The organism is Synechococcus sp. GFB01 (assembly GCF_001039265.1).
Classification (GTDB): Bacteria; Cyanobacteriota; Cyanobacteriia; order PCC-6307; family Cyanobiaceae; genus NIES-981.
In genome coordinates, this window is record NZ_LFEK01000018.1 from 25,912 (window position 1) to 32,033 (window position 6,122).

At 48.4% G+C, this 6,122-nt stretch carries 4 protein-coding genes and 1 pseudogene; 3 read left to right on the top strand and 2 right to left on the bottom strand.

Features of this window, described 5'->3' with window-relative positions:
• Window positions 1-14: 14 nt before the first annotated feature.
• Together SYNGFB01_RS03665 and SYNGFB01_RS03670 are read left to right on the top strand one after the other, a co-directional pair.
• A complete protein-coding gene (locus SYNGFB01_RS03665; RefSeq protein WP_235299910.1) occupies window positions 15-800 on the top strand; it encodes an ABC transporter ATP-binding protein in 786 nt (261 codons plus the stop codon).
• 22 nt (window positions 801-822) lie between these two features.
• Window positions 823-1,659 carry an ABC transporter permease gene (locus SYNGFB01_RS03670; RefSeq protein WP_235299911.1) on the top strand — a complete coding sequence of 279 codons (837 nt, stop codon included), beginning with the start codon at window positions 823-825 and terminating at the stop codon, window positions 1,657-1,659.
• A 25-nt stretch (window positions 1,660-1,684) separates the two neighbouring features.
• Here SYNGFB01_RS03670 and SYNGFB01_RS14060 read toward each other — a convergent pair whose 3' ends face one another.
• Complete coding sequence (locus SYNGFB01_RS14060) at window positions 1,685-2,491, bottom strand: hypothetical protein (RefSeq protein ID WP_152669502.1); 807 nt, start codon at window positions 2,489-2,491, stop codon at window positions 1,685-1,687.
• 401 nt (window positions 2,492-2,892) lie between these two features.
• Here SYNGFB01_RS14060 and SYNGFB01_RS13665 point away from each other — a divergent pair, with 401 nt between their 5' ends.
• Window positions 2,893-4,467 (top strand): glycosyltransferase, encoded by a 1,575-nt coding sequence (locus SYNGFB01_RS13665; RefSeq protein WP_082325851.1) that lies wholly within the window; start codon window positions 2,893-2,895, stop codon window positions 4,465-4,467.
• A gap of 1,490 nt (window positions 4,468-5,957) precedes the next feature.
• Here SYNGFB01_RS13665 and SYNGFB01_RS16200 read toward each other — a convergent pair.
• Window positions 5,958-6,122: pseudogene (locus SYNGFB01_RS16200) on the bottom strand (Fe-S cluster containing protein); the annotation flags it as partial.

Below are 6,122 nucleotides of genomic sequence, written 5' to 3' on the forward strand. Positions count from 1 at the left end.
TGAATCAATCACTGTTGACCGATTCTTCTGAATCTACGGGTTCGCAAAGTCAGCCAGTTCTTGAGATGAACAATGTTGGCCTTCAGATTCCCGTCTTCACAACCGAAATGCGCAGCATCGGATCTACGTTGCTGCGTTCTGTTACCGGTGGAAGAATGCGCCGAAAGGGTGAGTGCGCCATGATCGAGGCTTTGCGTGGAGTTACCATCCGCGTAGATCATGGTGAACGCGTTGCGTTGATCGGGCATAATGGGGCTGGAAAGAGCACTTTCCTACGCGTCATTTCTGGCATCTATCAACCCACCAGTGGATCGATGCGCCTTCATGGTTTTGTGTATCCGATGATTCATAAGGGCTTTATCACAAGCACAGAGCTAAGTGGTCTTCAGGCTGTTAAAGCACACTATCTTATGATTCATGGAAACCTAAAAGGATTCGATCATTTTGCTACGGACGTCAGGAGCTTCTCAGGGCTTGGTGACTATATTCATTTGCCAGTTAAGGGGTATAGTGATGGCATGAAAGCTAGGCTTCTTTTTGCCATGCTCACTGGGGGAACCCATGACTGCCTTGCTCTTGACGAAGGGTTTGGCGCAGGCGACAGTCGTTTCGTTGAGGCTGCAGAGCAGCGTCTTGACGATTTCATCAATCAAGCGGGCACTCTATTCCTCGCTTCGCATACAGATTCTCTTTTGAAAAAGTTCTGTAACCGAGGCCTTGTTTTTGATCAAGGCTCGATCGTGTTTGACGGCACCCTTCAAGGGGCTCTAAAATACTATCATAGTCACCTCATTAAGTAAACTCACACGCAAGCTTACTAATTTGAGAGCCCCACACCAGGATTCCCCACGTCAACACCTCTGGCATATTGGTCGCTATTCCGTTGCCGATCAACTCCGTTTTGCTTGGCAATCTCGAAGGGTCTGGTGGTTCACGGCCACAGCCCGAACCCGTGCGAGATTTACGCGAACCAAATTGGGTAGCCTTTGGTTAGGTCTGACAAACCTGCTCTCTATTGCAGCCTTGGCGAGTGTTTATGGCACCGTATTTAAGGTTGAACGCTTTGACGACTATGTCGTTTATCTCGGTATCGGCCTTGTGCTTTGGAATTCTCTTTCCAGCGCAATTGGCTCAGCCCCAACTCTGCTTGAACAGAATAGGGACAGCATTATAAACCTGAACCTGCCTCCTGTTTTTTATCCCCTACAAGAATGGGCTTTTCAGATCCAGACATTCGCGCAATCGTTCCTGCTTGTATTGATGGCTTTGACTTGGTACAATCACAAGCTTTTTCTTAATTTGATACTTGTTGCTTTGCCGGGGCTGCTAAACTTTTTCGCTGCCATGTTTTGGCTGCCATTACTAGTATGCTTGCTTGGCGCAAGGTTTAAGGACCTTTATCAACTTGTTCCTGTTGTTCTGCAGCTCGTTTTTCTCCTTTCGCCAATTATGTATTGGAGGGAAAGCCTTGGAGCCATGGCTTGGATAGCGTCCCTAAACCCTCTCTATCAAGCCTTTGCGCCGCTACGTGACGCCTTGATATACGGAGAAGGTCACCCAGTTAGGCAGTTAGTTCTTTTATTTATGAATCTCATTGGGCTCGTAGCCTCGCTGAAGCTTCTGCAGCGTGATTCAGGTATCCTGCCTTTCTTGGTTTAATATCATTAATTCTCTTGAACTATGGTTATACAATGTTCTGATCATCAATAAACCCCCTAAGGCTCCCCATAAGAAAATCAATGAATAAGACATGAAGATCCTTTGGACTTCCGCGATAAAACATCTTTTGTATGCAACACCATTCGAATGCTACCTCAATTGGACTTTGCCAAGAGTAGCCTCCTATCTCATATACCGAAAGGCAGGACGGGATGTGCAGACAGTCCTCACCATTGGAGGCTGCAATGAGGGATAGGATGAATCGATGATCCTCCGCAATATGAAGTCCTCCAATCTCGATTGTTAGGGCACTCCTTCTAAATAAGCATGATGCTGTACGAGGAAAATCATTCCAGTATGGATGTTGTAATGATTCAAGACTCTGTTTTACGATATCTTGCGGATTGCGCGTCGGACAGAGTCTAAGTTCGTCATCTGGATGTAACTCATACGTGTCAAAATAAATGAGTCTACAGTCGTTTGGCGAGCCAGTGACAGCCCGCAAGCAATCTGCAATCGCTGATTCGCTTGCGTAGATATCCCCAGAGTTTAAAAACTGAACAAACATGCCTTGGGCTGATAGTAATCCAACTTTTTTTGCTGCATAAATTCCTCTAGGAGGCGTCCATTCATATCGGGCATTCGGCCAATCTCCTGCCAAGCCCATCCACACATTCTTGCATTTGATATCCCCTGATGAATCAATGACAAGGACTTCCAATTCATTGTGACGATCTGCCTCAAGATCACACGAATAGATCGAGAGGAGAGTCCTTTTCAGCTCTTCTGGATTATCCTTGCAGATAACGACAACGGTCAGGATGATCGGCATGGACCCCTTCCTCCTAGAGCATCTTATCCGAGGGGCGCATCTCCACAATGCACTCCTGAGGTGCGCACAAGGTTCCCAAGAACGCTCCGAGTCTAGTGTTGAGGCTGTCAGTGCAGGCAGCGCACTAGCCCTCCCTCAGCTGGTGGAGATTGTTGACCATTCACTCTATTGGCCGGATCTTCTGGATGCAACGTTTCGCTTGGTGCAGCTTCAGCCTTGCCTTGAAGCACAAGCCATTGAGTTTACTGTTCATGCCCTCTTTGAGCTATTAGGCGGCAGCCAAGGGCGCAATCTCTCCCCTGCCCTCGCTAACCGCCATGATCAGGTGATGCAAGCCCCACCCAAAAGAGCCCACTCGGGCCTCAGCCATCTATAATAGCCAAGTTGCTCAATCATCTGCAATGAAAGTGCTGATCACAGGGCTAGATCTCGAGCAATTGGAGCATAGGGGAATTGCTGTCTATACTAATAATGTAATTCGTGCACTGGATGAATTGGGCCATGATGTATGGCTGCTCACTCAGCACCAAGGTTTACAAGCGCAGCGTCGACTACGAAGCACTCTAGCCAAGAATGTTGTCTCCCTTCTGGCGCGGACCACTTTGATGGAAGCGCTTGACGTGGGTGGAGTGAATCCCGATCAGTTTAATGTACCTAGCAAGCGAGCAAAGCTAGCAGAAGCCTTCGTTGGGTTCTTCACACGAATCTTTCACACGCTTTCACGCTCGGAGCGTCATATTGCTGATATCTATCAGCATGTATTCCCAAAAAAGAACTATGTCATTACCGCAAAGCATCTTGTTCCTTTAACGGACCATCCCTTAACTCCCTACGCTTACGTAGCGCGATTAGGTTATCTTAAGCATTTGACTGGGATAGTGGCCGCAAGAAATATCTTTCAGAATTCAATGAGGCTGCAAGCACGCGGCAAACGAGATAAGGTCACTATTCGTACGAATCAATTCGACATCTTCTTGACAACCTGTCCACTTGGAATAACCACCAAGGGCATCCCCAGCGTGCAGACAATCCACGATACAATTCCAATCGAACTCTTTAAGACAACTGATAATCCCATAACATTTGCTCACCGCTTGGCCAACGCTGGCCCAAATCATATTTTTGTTTCAAAAGAATCTAAGCGCCGATATGACTTCTTCTATGAAAAAGTTCCATCTGAGTCAATTGACACAATTGTTCATCAGCCTCCATCTCTGTACTCATCTTTGTTTAGGACAGAAGGAGATGATGTAGAACTTAAGCTTTCAAGGCTTGAAGACTTACGCCTGCCGCGCCGCATTGCCCCGCTCCGTTATATTCTATTTAACTCCAAAGTTGAATACCGAAAAAATCTTGAATTTCTTGTGCAAGCCTATCTTGGTTCCAGCCTCAGATCGGAAGGCATATCATTGGTAATCTGTGGAGGGCTTAATCAAGATCTGCGCACGAGCCAGCTGAGAGAGCTCACTGGACCATATGAAGACACGTCTCTCTCAGCCAATATGACAAGTTCCTCAGCCAAGGTTACTAGCAGCCATGCTGATAGAATAGATCCAGGACATATTGTATTCACAGGGTATGTAGACGACCACACCCGCGACACTTTATTTACAGCAGCGTTAGCAGTCGTATCGCCTTCTATCATTGAAGGGTTTGGCATCCCAGTTCTTGATGCTGCTGCCCTTGGTGTCCCAGTGGTGGCTAGCGATATTGGGTCACATATCGAAATACATAGCATGTACGACTTTGACAACTATGTTCATCTCAGAAGTCTGCACTCATTGTCAGGCTGGATACAAAAGCTTAACGATATCTCCTCGGAGCGTAGCGGTTCAATCTCGCGCTCAGTGCAGCAGAAGTTGCTCGATAAGGCTGAAATAAACATGCGACTTAAGCGTTTTGTCCGTATGCGTAGGCAAATCTGGGGTCAATTCAAGGAGGATCTCTCTAATAGTCTTATGAAGGCAAGATTGTAGCAGCCAACCAATGGAGGGCCTCAGCGGATTCACTCCCTACTCTAATGACTGCCGATTGGATTAGTGCTGCAGCTCTCAGAGTCGGATCCAATGCTCTACAACCCCATAAACAAGAAGGGCTAGGCGATGCTCAACCAAATGCGACTCTAGAACGCGCTTGCATGATCCTGTGTTAGGGGCCAACTCAATGGCCCGTCCAGCTGAGAGGCGTGTTGCTTCCATAAGTGCGGCACTAAGTTCCAGTGGTCTCCTAGGGTCAGCCACTATGTAGTCATTCTGCTCTGCCAACCCTGGAGCCAAGTCCTGAAGAGCCTGTGGAGCCAGTTCTGTATCGACAATTGGTATGCATCCACAGGCAAGACTGTCGAAGAATCTCATGGAAAGATCTTTTCGTACCGAGAGTATGAGAGTTGNCTTGGCAGTCAGCCAATCCCTGAACTTCTCTACGCTGGTCAGTTTGAAGTAGCCTAGTTGCTCATCTTTTACGCAGTCTAGCAATATACGTTGACCCTTGAAGGTCTCTGAGCGTAGCATCGCATTATAGAAGTTTACGATATCACTTCGCTCTGGTGCTGCTTCCCAATCGGAGAACGCTGCTTTTAGGTCATACTCCCTAGTCTTGGGTGCTTCTTCCATCATGGCAGATAGCCTCACTGACGACCACTGTGAGCATGCCAAGGGCATCGGATAGGTTGTTGACGCATTTGCGTAGCGCAGCATCTCGGCGNCGTGATGATGTGCTGGAATGCAAATATGTATGTGCTGCGCGATCTCAGCATTAAGCCTGTAATTATGGTGATTGTCCCAAAACCATCCGATGACTATGGAGTTTGTGCAATTGCGAATCACACGACAAAAGTCAAGATCGTCACGGGTCAAGTGGATGCAGACGATATAGACAGAGTTGTCCTGTACGCTTTCAAGTCTGTCAAGCACTTCAATTGGAGGAAGCCAGCGGCTCTTCTTCATGTCCCCCAAAAGCTCACATATATTGTCTTCAGCCGTAGTTCTAAGATCTTCGTCAAAGTACCGATCAAAGCGCGAGGACAAAATAAATATCTTTTTGACTGACGCGAAGAATGTTTCTGCTTCGTCTAGACGTAGGCTCAATTGCATTGACTTGAGATCTGCCAAGACTCTCGTGGAGAAGCTGTCAGATTCTGTCCAGGCCGGGAGCTTCACATTTCTCTCTTGGCTGGTACCAGTATAGCCTCTGGTTTTTGCGAAGCCCCTATCTCCCTCCCTCGGTAACGCTATCGTGTCTCCTTTGTGATAGCCAATGTGATCAATGTAGGTGGCGCGACCCCTCCATTGCTTCGGAGCGAACGGAATAGTTGGTCCTTCGAAAGGTGCGTGAGCTGCCTCCAGGCGCATGCGCCCTTTGAGGGCCGAATGATCCTGGGATGTATGGCGTGAGCGATAGCTTGCCCGCAATATTGCCCCACCCTCCTGAGACACGCTTCCAAGCCGCCACTGGAGGCCCAGACCTGGCATCCATACAGCCGATGGCTCTGGAGACGGCGTTGCAGACCCCTCAGGACGTGGAGGCGATGCAGCGGCKGGCACACCCGTTCACAGGGCCTCGGGCAGTCCGGCGGACAGCGCCCGGGATCAAACCAGGCCTTGCGGAAGTGGGGATCGGCTCCGTCGCTGAG

Bases quoted from the DNA above. Each gene is read 5' to 3' on its own strand.
- SYNGFB01_RS14060 (WP_152669502.1), bottom strand. From the start codon at position 2,491: ATGCCGATCATCCTGACCGTTGTCGTTATCTGCAAGGATAATCCAGAA.
- SYNGFB01_RS13665 (WP_082325851.1), top strand. From the start codon at position 2,893: ATGAAAGTGCTGATCACAGGGCTAGATCTCGAGCAATTGGAGCATAGG.